Genomic DNA, 25283 nt, shown 5'->3' with positions numbered 1-25283 from the left:
GTGGAGGAATTTAAAATGAGCAGTAACAAATTATATTTTGTTGGTGGGCTTTTTCTAGGAACCATCATCGGCGGAACCTTGGGTGTATTATTAGCACCAGCAGCAGGCGATGAAACGCGAAAAAAATTGGCTGATGGTACTGAAGAAGTCCTGGGAAATGCCTATGATCAAGCCGTGGAATATGGTGAAAATCTCAAAGAACAATTCCAGGACATGCAAGAACAATTTACAGAACGCGTTAATGAATACAAAAACCAGATCGAAAGCAAAATTCAGGAAATTCAGGACGAAGTTGAACAGGATATTGCTGATTTAAGCGACGAGCTGGAAGCCCTTGAAAAAGAAGAAGCTGAATTGTCAGAAGAAGTTGCTGATAAAGAAGAAGCGTAAGGGTTGGACATTATAAATGATAACGTTAAATTTTAGCTTGTGGGAATTAGCTCTGTTATTAGTCGGAGTTGCCTTTGTGGTCGGAACGGTATATTTAGTCAAACTTTTTAAAAGTCTGGCAGCAACCTTTGACACAACCACCAAGCTGATGGAAGATAATCGTCTGGCGCTTCGTAGTATTATGGAAAATGCCGATGAAATAAGTAAATCCACAGCGCACGTGGTAGAGAAGTCCAGTCTGATGGTGGATGAGGTTGAAGTTGCGCTAAATACCATTAAACATGATGTCATTGATCCGGTGGTAAAGGCCGCATCGGTATTAAAAAGAGGCTTGGGAATTTTTCAAACCAGAAATAGAAAAGATAAGGTATAGGCCGTGGATTACAACCCTAGGCCCAATGACGGTAAGTGCCTCATTGGGTCTAGTTTTGGATTCATCAGAAGGCCGGCAATTGGCGACCGCCTCTAATAAAGCGGCGGACAAAAAAAGAGCTTTCTTTTCGAACAGATTAATTGTGAAATGGAGTTTATATGAATAGCAATAACATAACTGAAATGGGAAAAACAAGTATGGTCAGTATTAAAGGCGAAATCGACATTTATTCCATCGAGAAATTTAGAGAATCAATTGAAAGAGAAATTAAAACAAAGGCAACCGAAATTATTCTGGATTGTTCCGAGTTGTCCTATATGGACAGTACCGGCATGGGCGTTTTAATCGAACTGAGAAACAAGTCCAAAGAAATGGGACAACGGATTATTATGATGAACCCGCGACCCAATATTAAAAAGTTATTATCCCTTACAGGGGTTGATAAAATAATTGAAATTGTGGACAATCCTGCTAACTAAGCAAATTGAGAAGGGGAAAAAGAATGGATAGTATAAAACTGACACTGCCAACCAAACCCGAATATGTCAGCTTGGCACGTCTTACAATTGCATCAGTGGCAAACACGATGGGCTTTTCCATTGGCGATGTGGAAGATCTGAAAGTTGCAGTGTCTGAGGCCTGTACTAATGCACTAACCCACAGCAATAATCCAGACCCAAGCTATGACTTGACCTATGTTGTGGAGCATCAGAAGTTGGTCTTTACGGTAACCGATCGAGGTGTTGGATTTGAACCAGAAACTGTGGAAATGCCAGATCTTAATGGCAAACAATTGGGCGGCTTTGGTTTATTTATCATCAAATCACTAATGGATAGGGTGGAAATTATTAGTGAGCGAGGGTCAGGAACTTCAATTACCATGATTAAGAACCTATCGACGGCCCATGAAGTATGAGCGAAAAATCAGTAAAGAAGATGTCAAAAAGTTATTTATCGAGTACGAACAAACAAAAGACCGTGAATTAAGAGACTTGCTTATAGAAAATTATCTCTACATCCCTAAAATTCTTTCCCGCAAATATGGGCATCGAAATGGTGATAATGAAGATATTTTTCAGGTTGCCTGTCTCGGTTTAATGTACGCGGTGGAGCGGTTTGATGTCAGCAGAGGTTATGAATTTGATACCTTTGCCACGCCGACGATTATTGGTGAAATAAAGCGTTATTATCGGGATCGCGAATGGCTGATTCGAATTCCAAGGAAGGTTCAGGATCTTAATCGGGAGATTAATCAAACTCGGACAACCCTGGAGCATAAGTTGATGCGTTCACCAACCATTTCTGAAATTGCTGTTTATCTGGAGATCACTGAGGAAAGCATTATCAAAGCGATGGAAAGTAGTAATGCCTATTATCCTAAATCACTATCGATGGAATACGAAAGCAACCAGGATGGGCAGGAGGTCAGCTTGATGGATCTTTTGGGAAACAGGGATAGCAACATGGAAAATGTGGAAAATATTGATCTTCTAAAGCAGAAGATTGAAGCGCTTAATCCGGTTGAACGGATTATAGTAGAACAGCGTTTTTTCCGGGGCAAAACACAAAAAGAAGTGGCAGAATTCATTAATAAGTCTCAGATGACCGTATCGCGAATTGAAAAAAAAGTGATGAAAAAGATAAAAGAGGATCTATGAGCAAATTTTTGTAGATTATTTTTCTAAAATATTATAAAATAGCCCTATACCAAAAAAACAATTAAATCATTGGCAAAATAAGCGAGGGGGAAACAGCATGAAAACGTATCCAACAAAGAACATCCGTAACATTCTTATACTAGGTCACGGTGGGAGCGGAAAGACAACCTTGACTGAAGCATTGGCATTTAATGCAGGTGCCGTTGATCGTATGGGAAAAATTGACGAGGGAAACACCCTATCGGACTTTGATCCAGAAGAAAAGAGACGAAAGTTTTCAATTTCTTCATCGATTATTCCTTTAGAATTTGGTGGACATAAGATCAATCTTATTGATGTGCCAGGTTATTTTGATTTTATTGGGGACGCCTATGCAGCACTTCGGGTAGCTGATGCCGTAATTATCGTCGTGGATGCATTGTCAGGTGTTCAGGTAGGAACTGAAAAAGCCATTGAGCTATTAGAAAAAGCAAATGTACCAGCATTTATTGTTGTTAATAAAATGGATCGCGAAAATGCGACCTTTGCAAAGGTCATGGACGAATTAAAAGAAACCTTTGGCAATAAGATTGTGCCCTTTGAATTACCAATGGGTGAAGGCGAAGCCATGAATGGTGTTGTTAATATTGTTGACATGACCGGTAGCCAGAGAAAAGAGAATCGCTGTTTTGACGTGGTCATCACAGACGAAATGAAAGCAGAATTAGAACCTTATCGGGATATGATTATGGAATCAGTGGCTCAGACGAGCGAAGCACTGATGGATAAATATTTTGAAGGCGAAGAATTAACCCGGGATGAAATTCATAGTGGTATTCGCAAAGGGGTTATCGATGGTGAGTTGATGCCGGTGTTATGTACCTCAGCAACCCTGAATATCGGGGTTGAAACCCTGGAAAATATGCTCATCGAGTATCTTCCATCACCGGGCGAAGGAAAATTTGAAGTGGGCAAGGACCCCCGGAATAAAAAAGAAATTGAACGGAAATGCAGTAACAATGAACCCTTTTCAGCACTGGTATTCAAAACCATTGCGGACCCATACGTTGGCAAATTGTCAATTTTTAAGGTAATGTCAGGGATTCTCGACCATTCCGTAGAAATATATAATGCTACCCAGGAAATAAAAGAAAAAGCCAATCATATTTACGTACTCAGAGGAAACAAGCAGATTGAGGTTGAGAAACTCGAAGCTGGGGATATCGGCGCCTTTTCTAAATTAAGTGATACGGTTACTGGGGATACCTTAACCAGTGTCAAATCACCGATTGTTTATGATAAAATTGAATTGCCCAAACCAATTATCGCCATGGCCATTGAGCCCAAAACCAAGGCCGATATTGATAAACTGGCCACCGGACTCCATCGACTGGTGGAAGAAGATCCAACGATGACGGTGAGCCGTAATAAAGAAACCAAACAAACGCTGGTCTCTGGTTTGGGAGAAATGCATCTGGAAATTATTTCTCAAAAACTAAAACAGAAGTTTGGCGTTGATGTTAATCTGGTTGATATGAAGGTTCCCTACCGGGAAACCATTAAGAAAAAAGCAACCGCTGAAGGAAAACACAAAAAACAATCCGGTGGCAGCGGCCAGTTTGGTCATGTCTGGATTGATTTTGAGCCAGGAAGCGACCCCAATGCTCCATTCCAGTTTGTTGACAAGGTTGTTGGTGGAGCCGTTCCCAGAAACTTCATCCCAGCCGTTGAAAAGGGTCTGGAATTATGTATGATTGAAGGTGTACTGGCCGGCTATCCGGTCACCGGCGTTAAGGCAACACTCTATGATGGTTCCTACCACGCGGTTGACTCTGATGAGATGTCCTTTAAAATGGCAGCCACAGCAGCTTACCGAAAAGGTATGAAGGACGCGGCACCGGTTATTCTAGAACCCATTTATCATGTTGATATTACCGTACCGGAAGAGTACATGGGCGATATCATGGGTGATTTAAACAAAAAGCGCGGTCGAATTATGGGAATGGATTCAGCTTCAGGTGGAAAACAACGGATTATGGCTGAGGCCCCGCTGGCAGAAATGTTTAAGTATGCCACCGAGCTACGCTCTATGACCCAAGCCAGAGGCGAATTCTCGATGGAGTTTGTCCGCTATGAAGAAGCACCAATGATCATTTCCGAAAAAGTGATTGTCGCAGCTCAAAAAGAAAAAGAATAATCAAAGTGAATTAGTAGGTAACCTTGCAGGAAAAAAATCCTGAGAGGTTGCGAAAAAACGTCCGTAGACCAATTGTTAATCAGTTGTGTGTCGCAAATCGTATCGACTAGCACCGTGTTCGCTTTGATGCACACAATACGCGATAACAATTGTCGGTACTACTTTATCTATTTGCTTTAAAGAGAAACGCGCGGGAAGAAATTCCCGCGCGTTTTGCGTGTGTTCAAATTTATAAGAGTATGTTATAATAGTTCGATTAGGATACGAAGGAGCAGTCAATGGAATTATTAGAACAAAAAATTAGACAAGAAGGTCGTGTCAAAGGCCAGGGAATCCTTAAGGTGGATTCATTTTTAAATCACCAGTTGGATGTAGCGTTATTTGATGAAATGGGAAAGGCTTTTGCCAAACGCTTTGCCGGAGAGGGAGTCAACAAAATCCTGACCATCGAGACATCGGGGATTGCCATTGCAACTTGCACGGCCAGATATTTTGACTATTGTCCGGTGGTTTTTGGAAAAAAATATGTGTCACTCAATTTAGATCAGGAAATTTATTCCAGTGATGTATACTCCTATACCAAACAGCAGGCCTATAAAATTATGGTCTCAAAAAAGTATTTAAGGCCGACCGATCGTATTTTAATTATCGACGATTTTTTGGCCAATGGCAAGGCGGCAGAAGCCTTAATTGATTTGATCAATCAAGCCGGTGCTACCTTAGTTGGGGTGGGCATTGCTATCGAAAAAGGATTTCAGGATGGCGGGGCATTGATTCGTCAGCAGGGAATTGTTCTGGAGTCATTGGCAATCATTGATGGTATGAGTGAGGACGAAGGAATCGTATTTCGTGATCAATCGGGAAAGAAGTGAAAGAATGGACAACAATGGACCGATTGGGGTTGTTGATTCGGGCATTGGTGGTTTTACAGTATTAAAAGCACTTCAAGACCGACTGCCCAATGAAAATTATCTCTATTTTGGCGATTCAATGCGAATGCCTTATGGTGAGCGGGAAAATGATGAATTAATCATGCTGGCCAATACCATTATCAGTGAGTTGGAAAATAGAGGGGTTAAAGCTGTGGTTTTAGCCTGTAATACGCTTTCTTCTCTGATTGTCGAACTGAGCGCCCGAGTGCCTTTATTCAGTGTCATTGAGGCTGGCGTCCAGGAAACCCTGAACTGGCGGGACCGGGGTTTGGTAGGACTGATTGCCACCACGGCAACGGTTAAAAACCGGGGCTATGAAAAGGAACTGGAGTTGTGGACGCGCGATGTGGAGTACATTGCCCAGGGAACGCATACCTTAGCCAAGGTCATTAACGATGGCCAGGGAGATCTGAAAATATTAAAAAACAATATCCGGGAAGCCGTGGAACCAATTTTACTTAAGGGCATCAAACAAGGAATCGTCATTGAAGAACTGTTGCTGGGGTGCACCCATTTTCCGATTGTGGCGGTGACCATCCGGCAGATGTATCCGGAGCTGGAACTAATTAATCCAGCCAATGGTCTGGTTCGCCAGCTTACCAAGCACCTGACTGAGTTTAACTATTTCAACTCCCGGGACGACATTGGCAGCACCCAAATTCTCACCACTGCCGATTATGATATTTTTGTGCGGATGATTAAAGAGTTGGAGATCGATTGTGATTCTCTGGAAATGACAGAACTACACTTACCATCAACCAGCACATCAGTAAGTTTTTAAAACGCTAACCTGGCGGTTTTTTCTTTTATTAACGAAAGAACAGCCATTAAATAAGGAGTAAAACATGACAATAGAAGCACCCGTAAAAAAAATTGTATACAGTGGCATCCAACCATCGGGGACCTTTACCATCGGAAATTATTTTGGTGCCATGAAAAACTGGGTAACGATGCAGGAAGATTATCGTAGTCTTTTTTGTGTGGTGGATCTTCACGCCATCACCATGCCCCAAAACCCGGCCGATTTGCGCAGGCGGACCTACGAATCGATTGCGCTGCTGTTAGCCCTGGGTATTGATCCTGAAAAATCGATTCTTTATGTGCAGTCGATGGTGCCGGAGCATTCAGAATTGGCCTGGATTTTAAATTGTTCAACCTATATGGGCGAACTCAGCCGGATGACCCAGTTTAAAGATAAATCCCAAAAACAGGGGGAAAACATCCGGGTCGGTCTTTTTGACTATCCGGTGTTGATGGCTGCGGATATTCTTCTTTATCAAACCGATTTAGTCCCGGTCGGCAATGATCAGCGCCAACATGTCGAACTGGCCCGGGATATTGCCATACGTTTTAATCAGAATTTTGGCAATGTGTTTAAGGTGCCGGAAGCTTATTTTGGCGATTCTGGGGCGCGTATTATGAGTCTTCAGGAGCCGGGACGAAAGATGTCCAAATCAGATGAAAACAGCAATGCGTTTATCTCATTGCTGGATGACTCTAAAACGATTGTGAAAAAGTTTAAACGAGCAGTCACCGATTCGGATATGGCTGTTTATCATAATCGCGAAGAAAAACCCGGTGTTTCTAATTTAATGGAAATCTATTCTTGTGCCACCGGAAAAAACCTAGAAGAGATCACCCGTGAATTTGACGGCAAGGGTTATGGCGATTTCAAGCTGGCTGTCGGCGAAACCGTTGCCGATACCTTGCTGCCGGTTCAAAATGAGTATCATCGGCTACTGGGGGAAAAGGCGTATCTGGAGCAGATCATGCATGTTCACGCCGAAAAGGCGTCCCAGATTGCCTGGAGAACCCTGTCAAAGGTGCGCAAAAAAGTAGGTTTTGTGACCGTATAATAAGGGTTTGGCGTGATGTTGCCGTACCGACCAATTGTTAATCTGTTGTTTGCTGCAGAATCGGACAGGCTCTGCCGTGTCCGCTCTGATGCAAACAACATGATGTAACAATTGTCGGTACTACTTTATTCTCTATCGACAGTTTTGATCACCATCTTTAAATAAGGATGGTGATTTTTTAAAATAGTGGCGAATTAGTGATGTAAAAAGGCAGAAAGGAAAAACGGATGGGAATTACAATGATCGTTGGCCGGCAATCTCAGGTGTTGAGTGAGACGGTCTATCACCAGATTGGTGCGGCCCTGGATGCAGGCAAAGAAAAACTCTATTTAATGGTTCCGGAACAGTTTACCCTGGGGGCTGAAGAAGCGCTGATGAAGTCCAATCGCTTAGTAGGGCTACTTGATGTCGAGGTGTTGAGTCCTAAGCGGCTGGGAAATCGGGTGCTCCAGGAAACCGGCGGGCTTGCCAAGACCTATATGGACAGTCATGGGAAAAATATGCTGCTGCAAAAAACCATGGGGGATATTCAGGAACAATTGACCATTTATCGTTCCAGTATTAAAAAACCTGGTTTTCTTGCGAGTATTTCAGATTTGATTGGTGAACTCAAACAAAATGAGATTGCTCCAAAAAATTTGGAAGAAACCAGAAAGACGCTAGGTCACGGCATCATGCCCCAAAAATTAGGCGATGTAATAAAGATTTACACCCATTTTCAGGAATTACTGGGAACTGACCGTAAAGATGAAGAAGACTTTCGTAATTTCGTCAATGAAAAGATCGCTTCGGCAGAATTTCTCAAGAACAGTGAAATCTGGATGGATGGGTTTCAGAATTTTTCAGCCCAGGATTATCGCATGATTGCAAATCTGGTCGATACGGTTAAGGAAATCCATATTGCCCTACCGTGGGACCCGAACCCATCAGCACGGGACCAGGAAGTTTTTTTATTAACAGCCAATACCATGGCGTCCATCAAAGAAATTGGAGCCAGAGCGCAGGTGTCATTTAAACTGGAAAAAATCACCAATCAAAATCAGCAAAATCAAAAAAGTCCGGAGCTTGCTCATCTGGAGACCAATCTCTTTGCTTATCCCAAGGTGGAATATCAACACGCAGTCAATCAGATCAGCCTGACGCAATGTCAGAATACCTGGGAAGAGGTTGAAATGGGCGCGCGCAAGATTCTGACCCTGGTTCGAGAAGAAGGGTTGTCCTTTCGGGATATGGTGGTGCTAGCCGGAAATCTGGATGAATACGGGAGCATCATTAAGCGTATATTCTCCCAGTATAAAATCCCTTATTTTATGGATGATCTGCGTGCCATTGGGGATAACCATCTGGTTGAAGCAGTGGTAACCGCTTTGGAAGCGATCCAGAATCATTATCGGCTTGATGATGTTTTTGGTTTTGTTAAGACCGGCTTTTCACCGATTACCTTGTCTGAATGCGAAGATCTGGAAAACTATGCCCTGGAGTTTGGCATCCGGGGTAAACAATGGGAAAAGGAATTCACCAAGCTCAGCCAGAACCCGGCCCTGGAGCTGGGTCGTCTTAATGCCCTGCGCCTTAAACTGATCACGCCGCTGATTCAGCTAAAAGCTGTGATGAAGGCGGGTAGAACCTGTCAGGATTATACCAAAGCCCTCTATGAATTTCTGGTGGCCATCGAAACCCCGGAAAAAATTGAGGATCTGGTGGAACAGTTGTCAGAATCCGGCAATTATGAAGCGATGGAACTCTACCACCAGATCTGGAACATTTTAATGGAAGTTTTTGATCAGATTGTTGAAACGATGGGAAATGATGAAGCCACGACCGAAGAATATTTGCGGATTCTAAAAAGTGGTTTTCAGGGCTATCGGCTGGGAATCATCCCGCCTTATCGGGATTATGTCAGTATTACCGATTTACGCAGGAGCCGCAGCTCAGCCTTTGAGGTACTGATTGTTTTTGGCTTAAACGAAGGGAAAATCCCGGGAACCGGCACCGAGCCCAACCTTTTCTCAGATTTGGAACGGCAGATTCTGGGTGCTCACCAGATCAGGCTGCAAAACAATCGCAGCTTTCAAATGGATCAGGAACGGTTTCTGGTTTATGATCTCTTAACGAAACCCAAATCCCGGTTGGCCCTTTATTGGTCGTTAGCCGATATGGAAGGCAACAGTCAGCAGCCCAGCATTCTACTGAGCCAGATGCTTATGATCTTCCCGTCACTAAAGATTTTGTCAACTCTTAACGATGGGGTGGCAGCATTCTGGAATACCCTCAGTACGCCTGATGCGACCCTCTGGCATCTGATTAGCCACCTGCGTAACAGTCGATCTGAAGCCGGTTCGGCGCAGCAGCAGGAAGAGGCGCTGTGGGCCGAAGTGCAGCACTGGTATCAAAACAACCCGGACTACCAGCAAATCATCGGCAATCTGACGGAGGCCCTAAATTATGCCGGGGTTTCGCAGGCCATGACCGGTGCGGAGGCTACCGTTCTTTACGGCAAAAACTTGCGCACCAGTATTACCCGGTTGGAAACCCACCGCCAATGCCCTTTTTCCCACTATGTCAGATATGGCTTAAAACCCGAGAGCCGGCCCATTTATACTATTGCCGCGCCCGAAATCGGAACCTTGCTCCATGAACTGATCGACGGCTTTTTCCGGGAAGTTCATGACCAAAAACTGGACCTGCGGACCCTGCCTAAAGAGCGACGGGATACACTGCTAGAAGGGGTCATGGAAAGCTGTCTGCCGCAGATAAAAACCAATGTCTTTAACAGCACCGGACAAAACCAGTACCTGGGGAAAAAACTGGAACGGGTTGGCAAAAAGTCTGTTGATATCCTGGTTGCCCAACTGTGTGCCGGGGATTTTGAACCCCAGGCCACTGAGTTCTGCTTTGAACAGGAATTAAGTCTGCCGGATGCGAAACTGGGAGAAGTGAAGATCTATGGGAAAATTGACCGGCTGGACCTCTATGAAAAAGATGGTCAAACCTGGGTTAAGGTCATCGACTATAAAACCGGGAGTAAAAAGTTGGGTTATGATGATATTTATTATGGCCTTTCGCTCCAATTGCTGGTCTATCTGGATGGGGCCATGACAGTTATTGACGCCGAGGATATTCTGCCGGGGGGAACCTTCTACTTTTATGTTGATGATCCGATGCCGCGATTGGATTTTGGTGAGAATGTCCAGGCGGCGATCAATAAGTCCTTTAAACTCAATGGTCTGCTTCTCGATGACGAAATGGTCATCGCTGCCATGGATCATGATGCCGATTCCAAAACATCGGACATTTTGCCGGTTTATCGATCGGAATTTAAGCTAAGTCGGGAGGAATTTGAGGGCATCATCGACTATGTCCGAAAAACCGTGGTTCGTCAGATCAAAAGCATTTACGAGGGTGATATTAAAGTCCGGCCTTATAAAAAAGGCCATGACTATGCCTGCCAGTATTGTGATTATAAGGGCATCTGTCAGTTTGATGACGCAATCACCCGGGGTGGTTATGAGGTACTGAAAGCAGCAATGAAGAAAGATCAGTTTTTTACATTAATCGAGGAAGGAGAAACCGATGAAATGGACCAGTGATCAGTTAAAAGCGATAAAAAACCGTGAAACCAACATGCTCGTATCGGCCGCCGCCGGATCCGGTAAAACAGCCCTGCTGATTGAGCGAATTATTCGCATTATCCGGGAAGAAAAGGTGGGCGTCGATGAGCTGCTGATTCTGACCTTTACCCGGGGAGCAGCCGGAGAAATGAAAAATCGCCTCAGTCAGGCGCTGGCCAAAGAACTGGAAAACCCGGAAAATGATCGCAGCTTTTTAATGAAGCAATTAAATATTTTAGGGGGAGCCTCCATTTCCACCCTTCATTCTTTTTGCCTTGGTATTTTACACCAGTATTTTCATAAGGGTGACATTGATCCTGGCTTTGCCATTGGCAACGATACTGAAATCGCGCTGATGCTTAAAGAAACGCTGGAAGAGGTTTTTGAAGACGAATACCAGCAGGCCATCACGAATGAAAATAGTGCAAATAAAAATATGGCGCAAAATAGTGAGGAAGAGCCCGAACGGAGTCGGAATAAAAACGAACAGTCCCTCGATTTTCTGGATCTAATTGAAAAATATAGTGGTAATAAAAATGATCAGGCCTTAAAAGACACCGTTGAAACCTTATACCGTTTTCTGGCCACCCAGCCAAACCCGGAAAATTGGAGCAATCAGGCCTTGTTGCTGTTTGATTGCGATGTCAAAAGCCTGGAAGATTCAGTGTGGGGATGCGCCTTAAAAAAAATAATTGAGACTGAGCTTCAGGGAGCCATCGATGCAGCCATCGAAGCCGGGAACTTAAGCACTGCTGTTGGTTTTGAGAAAACCCATGAGCAGAGCAAAAGCGAAGTGCAGATGCTTAAAGCGCTAGAAAAAACGATCAGCACCGATCTGGTACAGGGATTGGAAGCCTTGAAATCGCTAAGTTACGAGCGCTTTAAAGGAGCGGCCAAGCAAGATAAAGAGCTGAATGAGCTGATCAAAAAATATCGTGATGAAGCCAAAACCAGTATGGTTAAACTACAAAAACGATTTGCCATCAATATCGATGAGATGGTCCAGGAGCTTAATAGCCTAAAAAAACCGATGGCCGATCTGGTTTTACTGACTCAGAAATTCTGGACTGCCTTTCAGGCGAAAAAAGCTCAGAAAAATCTGGTTGATTACAATGACCTGGAACAGCTGACACTAAAAATTTTAGGAGATCCGGAGGTGGCCGATGAGGTTCGCGCCCGGTATCGCTATATTTTTCTGGATGAGTATCAGGACACCAACGAAATGCAGGAAACCATCCTAAAGCGGATTGTTCGGGATAATAATTATTTTATGGTCGGGGATGTTAAGCAAAGCATTTACCGCTTTCGGCTGGCCGACCCGACCATCTTTATTGGCAAGTATAAAAGCTTTGGCAAGGATGAAAACCTCAATAACAGCCTGGTGACCCTCAATCAGAATTTCCGTTCCGCCCAGGGGGTGGTTAACAGTGTTAATGCTATCTTTGAGAAAATCATGAGTGTCGGACTGGGGGAAATCAATTATGACGAACAGGCTCGGCTTAACAAGGGTCTGCCCCATGACGGACCCTATCAAAAAACTGAGATCCATATCATTGAAGAGCAAAAACAGGAAGCGGGAGAGCTTCAGGCGTTTGAGGAACAGGAGCAGGAAGATCTAACCGCAGTTGAAATTGAAGCCCGATTTGTGGCTGAAAAAATTCAGTCTCTGGTGGGAACAACTTTTTTTGATACCCGAAACAATCAGGAGCGGGCGATCAACTATGGTGATTTTGGGGTGTTGATGCGCAGTGTGGCCGGACGCGGAGATGTTTATCTCAAGGTGTTTAGTGAAATGGGGATTCCTACCTATTTTGATGGTGGCACTAATTACTATGAGTCGCTAGAAATTACCATGATCCTAAACCTGCTTAACCTGATGGATAACCAGCATCAGGACCTGCCGCTGTTAAGTATTATGACCTCGCCGATTGGCAATTTTTCCACTACTGAATGCACCCGGTTGCGAATTGCTCACCCGCAGGGATTTTTTTATCAGGCGGTGGAAAGCTATTGCCAGCTCGAGTGCGATGAACTGTCTAAAAAGCTGGGCCGTTTTTATCAAAAACTGACGGCTTGGCGAAATCAATCCAAGCTCATGCCAGTGGAAGATTTTCTCTGGAAAATCTATCTGGAATCCGGCTATTATGCCTTTGTGGGAGCTCTACCTGGCGGCGAACAGCGACAGTGTAATTTGCGAATCCTGCTTAAGCGGGCCGGTGACTATAAAAAATCCACCCTTAAAGGGCTGTATCAATTTATTCGCTTTGTCGAAAACATGAAAAAGCACAAGCAGGATATTTCGCCCCCGGCGATGGTCAGTAATCAAGAGACGGTGGTGCGACTGATGACTATCCATAAAAGCAAGGGGCTCGAATTTCCGATTGTCATTCTTTCTGGTACCGGTAAGGGTTTTAATAAGCGCAGCAATTACGCCCAGGTGTTATTCCATAAGGATCTGGGAATTTGTCCGGACTATGTTAATCTGGAAAAACGGTATAAGCATAATTCATTGGCTAAAGAGGTCTGCAAGGCCCAGAGCAATCAAGAAATGCTTTCCGAAGAAATGCGCCTGCTTTATGTCGGGATGACCCGGGCTGAAGAAAAGCTGGTGATTGTCGGGACCGTAAAAAATCATGACAAAGCCAAGCAAAAATGGCATAATGAACCGGACGAGTATCACCTCCTTAATGCCGCCAGCTTACTTGACTGGGTGATGATGGGGGTATTGGCTGGGCGGGACCCCAGTGAGACGAATCCGGAGTTAGCAGATTTTACGATTGCTTATCATCAGGGGACTCAATTCACGGAAAAACAGGCGCTGGAAAGAGAAGATCGGAAGGACCCGGCGAATGAGTTACAGGCAATTGATCCGGAGATGGAAACACCTGCCGCAGCACCGGAAAAGTTGACAACCAGTATTTCTCAGGCTGATCGGGAGGCGATTTTCCAGCGACTTAATTTTTTATATCCAGTCAAAGCAGAGAATGAACTTCCCAGTAAGATGAGTGTGACCGAAATTAAAGATTATCAAAAAGCTGATTTGACGCGTCAGCAGGAAAAAATCAGAAAGCTTTCTAAAAAGCAGGAGAAGCCCAAGTTTTTAGAACAAAAACAGACCGATTTCACCGCCGCTCAACGGGGCTCGGCCCTTCATCTTTTAATGGAAGTGGTCGATTTAAAACCGATCCGGGAGGAACTGTTTAGTAGTGGACAAGCCGCTTTGCCGTTGTTTCTTAAAAAGTATCTGGTCAATCAGATTGAGACCCTGATTCACAAAGAATTTTTGCCGGCAGCCTTGGCCAGAACCATTAGTGTCGATAAACTGATCAGCTTTTATACCTCTGCTCTGGGGATTAGGTTATTATCGGCCGAAAAAATCAGGCGTGAGATCCCCTTTAACTATGCTTACGATCCGGCTGAAATCCGGTTAGAATGGACGGACATTCGCGAAAAGATCATCGTTCAAGGGATCATTGATTGTGCCTTTATGGAAGACCAAAAATGGGTTATTATCGACTATAAGACAGATTATTTTAAAGATCCCCAGCAACGGGAGCAAGTACTTAGAGGTTACGAAATTCAGATCAATCTGTATGCAAAGGCCCTGACCGAATTAACTGGCGTCCCGGTTAAGGAAAAGGTAATCGGATTGATTACCTTAAACGAAGCGATCAGCATAGTGTGAGAGATTTCGTGACAGACTGAATTATTTAACCGGGAATGGGTGTTTTATTAATAAAAGCATGATAAAATATAAAAAACCTTGTTTTAGGCATAGCCGGGAAAACAGCTCTCGGGTCATTACCGCGCGGTTATTGGCAACCAATGACCAGCAATTTTATTTAAAAGGATACATTAATGAAAGCATTGCAAAAAGACACATTCAGAGAAATCAAAAAATCAAAAAACCGTTTCTTATCGATCGTTGCGATCATTGCTCTAGGCATCTGCTTTTTTGTAGGGGTTAAAACAACCGGCCCCAGCATGAAATATACAGTCAGTCAGTACTATCAAAACCAGCAACTGATGGACATGCGTCTAGTCTCGACCTATGGTTTTTTGCCGGCGGATGTGGACGCGATTAAAAATTCTCCAGGCGTGGCGACGGTGATGCCCGGCTATTCGGCGGATGTCATTATTGAGCGGGGCGATAAACGCCCTGTGATCAAATTGATGGCCTATAATGAAGACCAGGCCCTGAATCAACCACTGCTGGTGGCAGGGCGCCTGCCGGAAAATGAAGACGAACTGTTGTTGGAACAGCCTCAGGAAGCTAAGGGCATGGGTGCTTCCAGTTATACTTACCAACTGGGTGAAACGATCAAGCTATCCTCGGAGGTTGGCGATAAAGCACTATCTGATTCGATCAAACGGGATACCTTCACAATTGTTGGTTTTGTTAGATCGCCCCAGTATGTGTCGATTGAGCGCGGCAGCACCTCGGTTGGCCGGGGCGAAGTCGATTATTATAGCTTTATTCCCGCAGAAAACTTTGTCTTTGAACGGTATACTGAGGTTTATCTCTTATCACAGGCCACTGCCGACCATGTTGATCCCTTTTCAACTGAATACGAAGAAGCCATTGGGTTCCTGGAGAAACAATTGGAAGCCCTGGGTATTTTGCAGCTGGGAATCAATCACGATGATATTTTGGCTAAAGCTCAGGTAGAACTGGATAAGGGTCGGGCCAAGTACAACGATGGGGTGACCCAGTTTAATGACGGGATGGCTCAGGGCGAGGCCAGTTTGAATGATGCCAAAAACCAGTTAATTAACGGCGAGGCCGCCCTCAGTGCTGGCTGGAACGAGTATAACACCATGATTGCCCAGACACAGGCCCAACTTGCCGATGCCAAGAATCAGATCATTCAAGGTGAGGCAGATCTGATTCGTGGGGCTGACACCTTAAAACAGGAGCTGGCAAATGGTGAGGAAAAGTTGGAAACCCTGCGCCAGGGAATCACCGACTTAAGAAACGGAATTGCTAAAATGGAAACTCAGGACCCCTCCGGTCAGTTACCGGAGCTGGAAGCCCAGTTGGCGGAGCTGGAAAACCAGATTGCCCAGGGTGAGTCAGCACGGGCAGATCTGGAGGTCCAAAGCGCGGCAGTCGAAGCCCAGATTCAGAGTCTGGATCCGACTGACCCGGATTATCCGGCCCAACTGGCGGAACTGGAAGCTCAGTTGAATGAAATCAACAGCCGGATTATTGAGGTTGAAGCAGGTTTAGCCCAGGTTTACGCCGCAAAAGAGCAGATCAACCAGGGGATTGAAGCGATTTATGATTTTTCTGTCCAACTGACCGGAATGAAAAATCAACTGGCTGAGTTGGAAACAACCCTGCCCCAGGCCGAAGCCGCTCTGGCCCAAGCTGCTATTGACGGCGAGAATCAGTTATCAGCAGGATGGGCTCGCCTGGCTGATAGTAAAAACCAATTAAGCGCTGGAGTTGCGGCCTTTGAAGCCGGCCGGGAAGAAGGACGCAGTACCCTGATTGCGTCCCAGAATCAATTGGATGAAGGATGGGTGAAACTCCGCGATGGGGAAGCCCAGTTGGCAATGAAACGGGCAGAGGGCGAAGCCGAACTGGCCAACGCCGCTAATGATTTAGCAAAGGCCGAAGCTAAAATTAATGATTTGGAGTTTGGAAAATGGTATCTGTATAACCGTGACGACAATCCCGGTTATACCAGTTACGGTGAAGACGCAAAGCGGATTGATAATATTTCCGGCGTGTTTCCACTGATTTTTCTACTGGTAGCTGCCCTGGTTTCCTTTACCACGATGACCCGGATGGTGGAAGAGCAGCGCACCCAGATTGGTACGCTTAAAGCATTGGGTTACCGCCATGATCAGATCGGTTCGAAGTTTTTTGTCTATGCCTTATTAGCTGGCAGTATCGGCTCGGTGATTGGACTGATTGTCGGTATCAATACATTGCCGTATTTAATCGCCGGAGCCTATGGTTTGCTTTATCAGGTGCCGGATTTAATTATTGCACCGCCATGGATACCGCTTTTAATTTCTTGCTTGATTGCGATTTCCGGTACCGTGGTGGCAGCTGTGATCGTTACCTATTACGAGCTCAAAGAACACCCTTCAGAGTTGATGCGTCCCAAGGCACCAAAGATTGGAAAACGGATTTTCCTTGAGAGTATTCCCTTTATCTGGAAACGGCTGGGCTTTATTGAGAAGGTCACTGCCCGTAACCTACTGCGTTATAAGGGTCGGTTTTTTATGACCGTGATTGGGATCGCCGGATGTACCGCTCTGATTCTGGCTGGCTTCGGGCTTCAGGATGCGATTTTCGCGATGATTCCCCGACAGTTTGAGAACATTACGGTTTTTGATGGTTACATGGCGTTAAAAAATGAAGAAACCCTAGTTGAAAAGGCGGACTTCAAAAAAATATTAGAGAATGATCCCCGCTTTAGTGAAAATATGTTGGCCCATCAAGCCAAGATGACCGTTGAAAAAACCGGAACGGGTAACGGCAAAGCGGCCTATCTGTTTGTGCCGGAAACAGCGGAGCAGATTAATACGTTTATTCATTTGCAAAACAGAAAATCAGCAGAAGCGATAAATTTAGAAGAGGCGGGTGCCGTTTTATCAGAAAAAGTTGCCGGCAGTCTGGGACTGAAGGTGGGCGATACCATCCGGGTCTACAATGAGGACGAAAGCCATGAAGTGGTATTAGGAGCGATTACTGAAAACTATCTCGAAAATTATCTTTATTTATCGCCAGCAGTTTATGAAGAAGCCTTTGGAAAAGAGCTGATGGTTAATATGGCTTATGTTAATATTCCCGATGCCAACACCGATCTGGAAGATGCCATTGCCAGTGACTGGCTGGCCAGAGATGGGGTGGTAGCAGTAAACTTTACCGGAAATATTGTAAAATCATCGGCTGACAGCATCAGCAGCTTGAGCATTGTCGTCGTCGTGATGCTGCTTTCGGCCGGAGCCCTGGCAGCGGTGGTGCTTTATAACCTGACCAACATCAATATTTCCGAACGGGTTCGAGAAATTGCCACCATTCGGGTTCTGGGGTTTTATGATATGGAGGTGTATAAGTACATTTTCAGGGAGAATGTTGTTTTATCGGTGATCGGAATCATCGTGGGTCTGTTTTTAGGCGTTTTACTTAATGGCTTTATTATTAACACCGTCGAAACAGATATTGCCATGTTTGCCCGGGGCATTGAGCCCACCAGCTTTATTTACTCGGTGGTCTTTACGCTGGCCTTTACCTTTATCGTCAATATTCTGATGACGCCAATTATTAAACGGATCAGCATGGTGGAATCACTTAAATCAATCGAATAAAATCGAATCAAAAAAGCCGACTGGAAATAGACATTTCCTGTCGGCTTTAAATTTATTAACTCAATTAGAGATTAAGGGGGGGGGAGCGCTTAAAATCAGGTCGGGTTGACGATAAACGCGTCACCGGAGGTATTAAAGGTGCTCCCTTTGGGTAAGGTCATAATTTCAATGCTTTCGAGCCGGTAGCCGTAGCCGGAGCTACCGGATTGTTCGCCATTAGCCGCCCAACTCAACCAGCCCAAATTTTCAACATGGGTACGGTAATAAATATCAAATTGATCAGCATCGGGACCGGTTAGATTAATCTCTATCGCTTCCAGGCGAAGACCAGCTCCAGAAGTGCCACTGAGATCACCGTTATTGCGCCATTCCTGCCAGCCCACATCCTGGATATGGGTTCGATAGGTTACGCCGACGTCATAACCGGGATTATCCAAGGCAATCTGAATCGCCTCCAAACGGTAACCTAAACCCGAGGTGCCGCTGAGTTCACCGTTTCGTTTAAACACGTCTTCCCAACCAAGGTTTTGAATATGGGTTTTATATAAGGCGGTTAATGATTTATCAGCTATTACCGTTGCAAGAGCGCGATCCAATTGGATCAAGCCATAGCCAAAATAATCATCTTTCCCTGGAACACCAAGATCCAGAGCAGTGGAAGTCAGTGCGGCTTCCACCTGGTCGGCATTTAAGCTCCCATTGGCGGCCAGTAAGACCCCACAGGCACCGGCAACGATGGGAGAAGCGAAAGAGGTGCCACTATCATTTATATAGTCGCCATCAATAGAAGTCGTGTAAACATCTTCTCCGGGAGCAGCCAGATCGACCATCGTGTTATACTGAGAAAAGGCGGCCCGGTCATTGAAACGGGTGGTTGCCGCCACCGAAATGACGCCGTCGTAAGAAGCGGGGTAAGATGACAATCCGGTTTTGGGATCATTTGCTTCGCCCTCATTTCCTGAGGAGGCCACCAGCACCTTACCTCTGTCTTTGGCATATTGAATAGCAGCCGCTTCGCTGTTGTTGTAATCATAACCACCATAGCTCATGTTAATGACTTTGATGTCGGAACGATCAGCAGCATCCATCAGGGCAGCGCAGATATTGGCAACCGAGAGGCCTTTGGCACCGACCCGATAGGGGGCAATTTTTACATTGGCCGTTCCGGCCACACCAGAGAGTCCAATGCCATTATTAGCAGTAGCGGCAATAAAACCGCTAACCAGGGTTCCGTGACCGTCCTGATCTAAAACAGTGCTACTTTTGGTGACATAGTCATAACCGGCAATAATGCGGCCAGTCAGATCGGGGTGATTGGTATTGAGTCCGGTGTCTAAAACCGCGACGCCAACGGTTTTGGCATTTGAGACTTGGTCCCAGGTTTTATCGGTGCCGATGCTTTGAAACTGCCACGCTTTGCCATCGGTAACATAAGGATCATTGGGGAGCGAATAGGTTTTTAGCGTATCATTGCGATCAACTGCTAAAACATTGGGGTTCTCACTGATCGTTTTAATCAATGCATCAACATCGACATCGCTTTTTACCTCCAGAATATCGACCCGATCAGATACGGTTTCTCCTTTAGCGACCGCATTAGTGGATAATGACAGGCTCTTAACATTAAGGGGACTTGAATCTCTGTAAATAATAACGATCTGCTGACTTGTATTGTCGTCACTTTCCAGATCAGGAAGTTCGGACAAGGTGTTAATGTTCATTTGATTGTTCACACTCATTTCACTGGAATTAGAAAGAGTATCAGTTTGAATGGATTCATTTGCCAGGGTAGGTACCGACAAAGAAAGCATCAACATCACGATACTAAAAATAATCAGGTAGGGTTTCATTTTTCGTTTCATGGAATCTCCTCGGATATTTAATAGGTCTAAAAACAGGTTCTCAGACGCGCAAGTTTCTAACCTGAATTATATCATAATTAGCCAGTGATTACCTTAGATGTAACTTGAAATAATCGTTTAAAAGAGGATGATTCGGGAATAAAAAAGCATGGCTTGCGAATAGGTTTATTAAGACGAGCAGTCGTTTCATCAAATGAAAAAGATGGCGATACTTCGCGAAGCGCTTAACGACAAAGTCGAATATTTCCACCTTGTTCTTCTTTCAAATAAACTATTTGCGTGTTAGAATGATTACGATTGAAACGAATACCGCTTACCAGACAGAAAAATTATTTCTGGCTGGAATCAAATGAAAAGGAAGAAAAGATGAAAAGAGAAAACAAGATGAAAAAATTAGTGATCCTGATGGGTTTAATCATGGTGATGATTTTTAGCTTTACCGCTTGCCAGGCAAAACCGGCAGAACGGCAAACCGTGAAAGTTGGCACCTTGGCTGGACCAACCGGTATGGGCATGGCAGAAATGATTGTTAATGGTGTGGATCTGGGCGAAAATGTCACCACCGAATTCACGGTGGCCGGTGCTCCGGATCAGTTGACAGCCAGTGTCATCAGTGGCGAATACCAAATTGCCGCACTGCCCAGTAATTTAGCCGCCGTGCTGTTTAATAAAACTGAAGGTCAGGTCGTTCTGGGATCAGTCAATACCCTGGGAGTGCTTTATATTGTGGCCGATGAAACCGCTGGCGTTACCAGCATCGCCGACTTAAAAGGAAAGACCATTGTGGCCAGTGGCCAGGGATCGACACCGGAATATGTGCTCAACTATTTACTGGAGAAAAATGGATTGACCCCAGGTGTAGACATCACGATTAATTATGTGGCTGAGCACAGTGAAGCAGTGGCTCAATTAGTTGCCGGACAGGCTACGATTGCCATGCTGCCGGAACCATTTGTGACCACCGTTACAGCAAAGAAACCGACAATCAAAATAGCAGTGGATCTATCAAAAGCCTGGGCAGAAGCCAGTAACGGTTCGCAATTGCAAATGACAGCCGTCGTTGTTAATAAGGAATGGGCAGAAACCAATCCCCAGGTGCTAAAGCAGTTTATGGAAGCCTATGAAGCATCCGTCAAGACAGTGAATGACGATCCCGCTGAGGGGGCAAAAAATATTGTGGCCGCAGGGATTATGGCCGACGCAGCATTGGCAGAAAAAGCGATTCCAAATTGTAATATCGTCTTCATTCCGGTTAAAGAGGCACAGCAATCTTTAAATGAGTACTATACCATATTAGCCGGATTTGAACCAAAGGCTGTGGGAGGAAAAGTTCCTGGTGAAGATTTCTACGTTCTTGGAAAATAACCAAAATAAAACGAAATGGATCAGCAAGATTGGAGTGGCCTTTTTCTGGGTGCTCCTCTGGGCCTTGGCAGCCCGGTGGGTAGACAGCCCACTGGTGCTGCCATCGCCGCTTAAAACCCTGAAAGGTGTGATAACCCTGGCTGGGGATTTTGAGTTTTTTGTGAGCATCGGGGTCACCTTGCTCCGAGTATTTGGCGGGGTTTTTATTTCAGTGGTACTGGGTCTGGTGCTGGGTTTGGCTGGGGGGCTCAACAAACCCTTTTATGGAATCATGAATCCCTTTGTCAGTACCATCAAGTCGCTACCGGTGGTTTCGGTGATTATTCTAATCAACTTATGGATCGCCTCTGGTTTGGTACCGCTGGTGGTTACCTTTCTGGTCTGCTTCCCGGTGACCTGGACAAATGTGGTGCAAGGGGTGAGAAGCACCGATCACAAGTTGCTGCAGATGGCAAAAATTTATAATGTGGAGCAATCTAAAATAATCCGCGATATTTATGTGCCATCGATAAAACCCTATGCAGTATCCGCGCTGATGAGCGCCATCGGTTTGGGGTGGAAGGTTACCGTCACCGCCGAGGTTTTGGCCAATGCCTTGCCGTCTATCGGGATGAATCTGTATTACGCAAAAATTTATCTGGAAACCGATTTGCTTTTTTCCTGGACCCTGGTGATTGTGATCTGCAGCCTTGCCATTGAAAAGATGACGCTCTATGTGATCGGAAATCGTCAAAAGGGAGGCAGTCAATGTCCATTATCATAAAAGACCTCGGTAAAAAATATGGGCAAGAGACTATTTTTAAAGACTTTAATCTGGTATTTGAAAAAAATAAAATCACGGGCATTCTGGGACCTTCCGGAGCCGGAAAAACGACCTTGCTTAATCTTTGCGGTGGCTTGGAGCAGCCCGATCGGGGAACCATTGAAGGCATTAATCCCCAGGCAATCTCCTATATTTTTCAGGAACCACGGCTGCTGCCCTGGCGAACGGTCCGGGAGAATCTGCGCTTTGTTTTTAAAGCAAGGGCGATTAAAAAACCTGGCTCCCATGAACGTGAGATTGATGCCATGCTGGAACGCGTTGGTTTGACTACCGTTGGGGACTATTATCCCCACGAGCTCAGCGGTGGCATGCGTCAGCGGGTATCCATTGCCCGGGCCTTTCTATATCCTTCCGAATTACTATTGATGGATGAACCATTTAGCAGTCTCGACAGTTCACTAAAAAACCGGCTGATGGATGACTTTTTAAAAATTTGGGAGCAGAACAAACGAACGGTGATCTTTGTCAGTCATCAAGAAGATGAGATCAGGCACTTAGCCGATATTATCCTGACCTTTTCGGATAAACCAGTTCAAGTTTTAAAAAAAGAAAGATTAACGTAATGGTGCAAAACAAACAATTTAAAAAACTGTAAAGGCTTACCTGATGAAAAACTGATGTTCTTATGTTAAACTATCCTTATGTTAAACGAATGAGTCACATCGAGTTAAAAAATATGAAGAATAAGAAATGGGGTAAACCATGGATATAAAACTAATCGCACTGGATATGGACGGGACTACGCTACAAAAGGATTATATGTCAATTTCAGAAAGAACCCGAATTGTTCTGGCTAAGGCCATTGCCAAAGGCATTCATGTGGTTCCATCGACAGGACGGATCTTGGGTCAATTGCCGGAATCGGTGGTGAGTATTCCGGGAATTAATTATGCCGTGACCTCGAATGGGGCGGCGGTAACCAATTTAAGTACCAAAGAAGTGATCAGCAGCAACTATCTGGGGTCTGGCAGCGTCAAAAAGATTATGAAGACACTGACCCGCCGAAACTTATTTTGTGAGGTTTATTATCAGGGCCAATCCTACGGTGAGCGCCGTTATTTTGATATGATTGGTGATCGGAATGAATTGTCAAAGGATCTGATTGCCTTTATTCGCAGCAATGCCAGAGCCGTTGATAATGTGTTGGATTTTACTACGGAACATGCTTCCGAAATCGAAAAAATTAATATTCCTTTGCTCAGTGACAATAACCTGCGGGTGCTCTGGCAGAAGTTTTCTCAAATTCATGGTGTGACGCTGACCAAAGCGATTTCAAACAACATTGAGGTCAATCATCGTTCGGCCAATAAGGGCGATGGGTTAAAACAGCTTTGTCGGATCTTAAAATTAGCACCGGGAAATGTAATGGCAATCGGAGACAGCGACAACGATCTGCGGATGTTGGAGTTTGCCGGCCTCAGTGTTGCCATGGGGAATGCGTCAGAGGAAATTAAAGCCATGGCCAACCATGTTACGCTACCCTTCTATGAGGATGGGGTTGCCCATGCCATTGAGAAGTTTGTATTGGCTTAGTAAATAATTAAGGAGATCATTATGAATAAAAAAGCTATCATCGCCGACAAGGCACCGGCTGCAGTGGGACCTTATTCCCATGCGTACTTAGTTGGAGAGACCCTGTATACCTCAGGTCAGTTAGGACTGATCCCTGAAACTGGTGAGTTGGAGAATGGCGTCGCAAAGCAGGCCCAAAGAGGTTTGGACAATTTAAACGCTGTTTTAGAAGAAGCTGGGTTTAGTCGACAGGATATCGTTAAAACGACGATATTTTTGGCTGATATGGCAGACTTTGCCATGGTTAATGATATTTACGCCGCTTTTTTTGAAGGTCAGGCTGAGTATCCGGCTCGATCCTGTGTGCAGGTAGCTGCTTTACCCAAGGCTGCCCGCTTTGAAATTGAAGCGATTGCAGCTAAATAAAACGCCAGGACTTAAAAAAATAGTGATAATAAGGAACCCATGGCCATCTTGTTACGACAGATGACCATGGGTATCTTTCTGGCCAATCAAATAAAGAGAGGGATATTGTGAATAAAAAACTGGAGAACTATGTGACCCTGGTGGATTTTTTAGCAGAATTTATGGGAGAAAATACGGAAGTTGTTCTCCATGATATGACCGACTGGCATCATTCGGTGGTCGCCATACGCAATGGGCAGATCAGCGGACGAAAGGTTGGCGATCCGATTACGGAAACAAACTTAAGAATTCTTCGCAGTGAGGTGCATAAAAAAGTACCCTATATGAATAATGATCCCAAAAAATTCAAGAAAAAAGAATCGATCAAATCGGCGTCCTGGTTTATCAAGGACGAAAATGACGTTCTGATTGGCATGATCTGTATCAATTCGGATAGTCATGAACTCATTGCCGCCCGGGATCTTTTAGACAAGATGATCCGTCCGCCACTGGTTGAAAATGAACAAAAGGAAAAAGGACCCGAAAAAATAAATATTGATGTAAAAGAACTGGTGGATAATAATCTCAATCATATTTCCCAGGATTTGCTTAAAAAACTAAAACTCTTATCCAAGGATGAAAAAGTCGAGCTGGTGGGGAAACTGGATGAAATGGGAACATTTTCGGTTAAGGGAACCATCTGGTATCTGGCCAAGTGCATGGGCGTTTCGGTCCCCACCCTTTACCGCTATCTTTCACTTACTAAAAAATAATTTTAGGGACAGGATGCATGCTTAATTTAAGTAAGTAACAGACATTGGTCTACACGGAACGTTAAAATGATTAAAGCTAACCTTAACCAAAATAAAAATAAATTAATTTTTGTTTAATCGTTTACTTTTTGATAGAAAGATGTTATATTGATAACAATAATTCTCATTTTCACAATAATTTCCAGGGGGACCTCAGGCTATGCCTGAGGTTTTTCCTTTTT

General features: G+C 44.7%; 19 protein-coding genes. 18 read left to right on the top strand and 1 reads right to left on the bottom strand.

Features of this window, described 5'->3' with window-relative positions; genetic code table 11:
- Positions 1-15: 15 nt before the first annotated feature.
- The 12 genes from DOZ58_RS07270 (at position 16) to DOZ58_RS07215 (ending at position 18322) form a co-directional block, all read left to right on the top strand.
- Positions 16-390 carry a YtxH domain-containing protein gene (locus DOZ58_RS07270; RefSeq protein ID WP_111887706.1) on the top strand — a complete coding sequence of 125 codons (375 nt, stop codon included), beginning with the start codon at positions 16-18 and terminating at the stop codon, positions 388-390.
- Between the two features lie 16 nt (positions 391-406).
- On the top strand, positions 407-763 hold the full coding sequence (locus DOZ58_RS07265; RefSeq protein ID WP_111887705.1) for a DUF948 domain-containing protein: 357 nt from the start codon (positions 407-409) through the stop codon (positions 761-763).
- 158 nt (positions 764-921) lie between these two features.
- On the top strand, positions 922-1242 hold the full coding sequence (locus DOZ58_RS07260) for an STAS domain-containing protein (protein WP_111887704.1): 321 nt from the start codon (positions 922-924) through the stop codon (positions 1240-1242).
- Between the two features lie 23 nt (positions 1243-1265).
- Positions 1266-1679, top strand: a complete 414-nt coding sequence (locus tag DOZ58_RS07255) for an ATP-binding protein (protein ID WP_111887703.1) — start codon at positions 1266-1268, stop codon at positions 1677-1679.
- Positions 1669-2421 carry a SigB/SigF/SigG family RNA polymerase sigma factor gene (locus DOZ58_RS07250; protein WP_111887702.1) on the top strand — a complete coding sequence of 251 codons (753 nt, stop codon included), beginning with the start codon at positions 1669-1671 and terminating at the stop codon, positions 2419-2421. The genes DOZ58_RS07255 and DOZ58_RS07250 overlap by 11 nt, the downstream gene beginning before the upstream one ends.
- Positions 2422-2518: 97 nt before the next feature.
- Complete coding sequence (gene fusA, locus DOZ58_RS07245; RefSeq protein ID WP_111887701.1) at positions 2519-4597, top strand: elongation factor G; 2079 nt, start codon at positions 2519-2521, stop codon at positions 4595-4597.
- A gap of 278 nt (positions 4598-4875) precedes the next feature.
- The gene (locus DOZ58_RS07240) at positions 4876-5469 is read left to right on the top strand and encodes a xanthine phosphoribosyltransferase (RefSeq protein ID WP_111887700.1); all 594 of its coding nucleotides are present in this window, start codon (positions 4876-4878) and stop codon (positions 5467-5469) included.
- A 4-nt stretch (positions 5470-5473) separates the two neighbouring features.
- Complete coding sequence (locus tag DOZ58_RS07235; protein ID WP_242988632.1) at positions 5474-6310, top strand: glutamate racemase; 837 nt, start codon at positions 5474-5476, stop codon at positions 6308-6310.
- A 64-nt stretch (positions 6311-6374) separates the two neighbouring features.
- Positions 6375-7385 (top strand): tryptophan--tRNA ligase, encoded by a 1011-nt coding sequence (gene trpS, locus DOZ58_RS07230; RefSeq protein ID WP_111887698.1) that lies wholly within the window; start codon positions 6375-6377, stop codon positions 7383-7385.
- A 227-nt stretch (positions 7386-7612) separates the two neighbouring features.
- The gene (locus DOZ58_RS07225) at positions 7613-10975 is read left to right on the top strand and encodes a PD-(D/E)XK nuclease family protein (protein ID WP_111887697.1); all 3363 of its coding nucleotides are present in this window, start codon (positions 7613-7615) and stop codon (positions 10973-10975) included.
- Positions 10959-14681 (top strand): helicase-exonuclease AddAB subunit AddA, encoded by a 3723-nt coding sequence (gene addA, locus DOZ58_RS07220; RefSeq protein WP_111887696.1) that lies wholly within the window; start codon positions 10959-10961, stop codon positions 14679-14681. The genes DOZ58_RS07225 and addA overlap by 17 nt, the downstream gene beginning before the upstream one ends.
- Before the next feature lie 173 nt (positions 14682-14854).
- Entirely contained in the window at positions 14855-18322 is a 3468-nt protein-coding gene (locus DOZ58_RS07215) for an ABC transporter permease (RefSeq protein WP_111887695.1), read from the top strand.
- A gap of 95 nt (positions 18323-18417) precedes the next feature.
- Here the strand turns inward: DOZ58_RS07215 and DOZ58_RS07210 are convergent, their stop codons facing one another.
- Positions 18418-20184, bottom strand: a complete 1767-nt coding sequence (locus tag DOZ58_RS07210; RefSeq protein ID WP_111887694.1) for a S8 family serine peptidase — start codon at positions 20182-20184, stop codon at positions 18418-18420.
- A 366-nt stretch (positions 20185-20550) separates the two neighbouring features.
- On the opposite strand from DOZ58_RS07210, the gene DOZ58_RS07205 reads away from it, so the two are divergent.
- The 6 genes from DOZ58_RS07205 to DOZ58_RS07180 all read left to right on the top strand — a co-directional run bounded on the left by DOZ58_RS07205 (position 20551) and on the right by DOZ58_RS07180 (position 25062).
- Positions 20551-21549 (top strand): ABC transporter substrate-binding protein, encoded by a 999-nt coding sequence (locus DOZ58_RS07205; RefSeq protein WP_111887693.1) that lies wholly within the window; start codon positions 20551-20553, stop codon positions 21547-21549.
- Complete coding sequence (locus DOZ58_RS07200; protein ID WP_111887692.1) at positions 21521-22312, top strand: ABC transporter permease; 792 nt, start codon at positions 21521-21523, stop codon at positions 22310-22312. Before DOZ58_RS07205 ends, DOZ58_RS07200 begins: the two co-directional genes overlap by 29 nt.
- On the top strand, positions 22297-22935 hold the full coding sequence (locus DOZ58_RS07195) for an ABC transporter ATP-binding protein (RefSeq protein WP_111887691.1): 639 nt from the start codon (positions 22297-22299) through the stop codon (positions 22933-22935). The genes DOZ58_RS07200 and DOZ58_RS07195 overlap by 16 nt, the downstream gene beginning before the upstream one ends.
- A 139-nt stretch (positions 22936-23074) precedes the next feature.
- Complete coding sequence (locus DOZ58_RS07190; RefSeq protein WP_111887690.1) at positions 23075-23905, top strand: Cof-type HAD-IIB family hydrolase; 831 nt, start codon at positions 23075-23077, stop codon at positions 23903-23905.
- A 21-nt stretch (positions 23906-23926) separates the two neighbouring features.
- Positions 23927-24310, top strand: coding sequence for a Rid family detoxifying hydrolase (locus DOZ58_RS07185; protein WP_111887689.1), 384 nt, complete (start codon positions 23927-23929; stop codon positions 24308-24310).
- Between the two features lie 107 nt (positions 24311-24417).
- Positions 24418-25062, top strand: coding sequence for a transcriptional regulator (locus tag DOZ58_RS07180; protein WP_111887688.1), 645 nt, complete (start codon positions 24418-24420; stop codon positions 25060-25062).
- The last annotated feature ends 221 nt before the right edge of the window (positions 25063-25283 follow it).

The sequence above is a fragment of the Acetobacterium sp. KB-1 genome, from assembly GCF_003260995.1.
GTDB lineage: Bacteria > Bacillota > Clostridia > Eubacteriales > Eubacteriaceae > Acetobacterium > Acetobacterium carbinolicum.
The sequence above is the reverse complement of the archived record's forward strand: the minus strand, read 5'-3'. Positions and strand labels throughout refer to the sequence as shown.